Source organism: Dietzia sp. SYD-A1, assembly GCF_015356725.1.
Lineage (GTDB): Bacteria > Actinomycetota > Actinomycetes > Mycobacteriales > Mycobacteriaceae > Dietzia.
In genome coordinates this window covers 1-1,517 of record NZ_JADDKI010000393.1, presented here as the reverse complement: position 1 = coordinate 1,517, position 1,517 = coordinate 1, and the positions used below count along the sequence as shown (strand labels likewise).

General features: G+C 71.6%; 2 protein-coding genes. Both read left to right on the top strand.

Annotated elements, in window-relative coordinates; genetic code table 11:
* The coding region (locus IY392_RS19305) for a hypothetical protein (protein ID WP_228549441.1) at positions 1 to 227 on the top strand (227 nt) is incomplete at its 5' end.
* Between the two features lie 539 nt (positions 228 to 766).
* Positions 767 to 1,477, top strand: a complete 711-nt coding sequence (locus IY392_RS14380; protein ID WP_194861580.1) for an endonuclease domain-containing protein — start codon at positions 767 to 769, stop codon at positions 1,475 to 1,477.
* The last annotated feature ends 40 nt before the right edge of the window (positions 1,478 to 1,517 follow it).

Sequence of the window (1,517 nt, the reverse complement as noted above, 5' to 3'; positions counted from 1 at the left end):
CGAGAGTGGCCGCCAGGGCCGCGGCCACCGGGCGGCGGGGTCGGAGACGAGAGGGCGCCGGGACGGGGGTGTTCATGCTGTGCACTCTGTCACGTCGCTCGCGACCGGAGGGGGCGAATGTGGCCGTCGTCGTCCCGTCAGTGGGCCGCGTCACCTCAGCAGCGTCGCAGCAGGGTTGCGTGGACTCGAGGGCGGTGTCCTACCGGCCCGCCGGTCCGGTCAGCTGAGTCCGAACAACCTCCCCGACAGTCCCAACGCCATGAGCAGGACCACCGTTGAGGTCGGTGGAGTAGCTGGGGTCCGGGTCCGGGTCCGGGTCCGGGTCCGGCCGGAGGGAGTCGGCCATGCCCCACATCGGCACGAGCACGGCCCGGCGTGCCCTCGGGTGTGACCGCGCGGCAAGAGTTCGATCGGCCCCGCGTGGCCGCTGACGGTGCGGTCCGGCCCCAGTGCCTCGCCGTAGGACCCCACGCGGTCGCCTCGGCGTGAGTGCGGCCACGGGCGAGAAGCGTCGACCCGGCCAGAGTCCAGCTTCTTCCCACAGGCCTCTGGCCTCTCCACAAGGGGGTGGCGACACAGCCGCTCGCCGGGGCCCGAAGCGTGCCCGGTGCGCAACAGTTCCCCCATGACTCCCGCACCCGGTGGCCCTCGACGTCGCGGCGATCTGCTGGCGGCCCACGGCACGCACCGGGTGACCAACGGATATCGCAGAGCGCACCACGGGATATGGGAACCGGCAACCACCGTCTCCACGCCGGTCACTCGGTTGGCTTCGGCGACACTGGCCTGCCCAGGCGGCGTGGCCACGGGGTGGTTGGCCGCCGCGGTCCACGGCCATCCGTGGGCGCCGGCCGCGTATCCGATCGAGCTGGCCGTCGGCAGAAAGCGGGTGCGCCGCGAGGGGATCGTCGCCCGCCGGTACGAGATCCCGGAAGATCAGGTCGAGAGCATCCTCGACGCCGACGGCGCCCCGCTTCGTGTGGCCAGCGCGGAGTGGGCGTTGTTCGACCTGGCTCGGTATTCGCCGAGGGCCGAGGCGTTGATCGCACTGGACGGTGCGTCACGGATGGGGCCGGGCCACGACATCCGACGATCTCTACCGACGCTGCTCAGCAGGCATCCGGGGTTGCGGGGGCGACGGATCGCGCTCGAGCGCTGTGCCCTGGTGGAGCCGATGGCCGAGTCGCCCATGGAGACGCGCCTGCGGTTGTTCCTTCTCGATCTCGGGCTGACCGGTTTCCGGGTGCAGTACCGCACCCCTGGCCTACCGTACCGCCTGGACTTCGCGTTCCCAGACCGCAAGATCGCGGTGGAGTACGACGGTGCCGGCCATCGCGACGCCGTCCAGCACGGTCGGGACGTGCGCCGATGGAACCGGTTACGCGCGGCAGGCTGGACGATCATCATCGTGACGGCAACGCTCTTCTATCACCGTCCCCGCGAGCTCGCCGCCCTCCTGCGCGACGCGCTGGGCTGAGTCGGCCTCTCGACACCGGTCGCGCCCGTCCCGCCTCCGC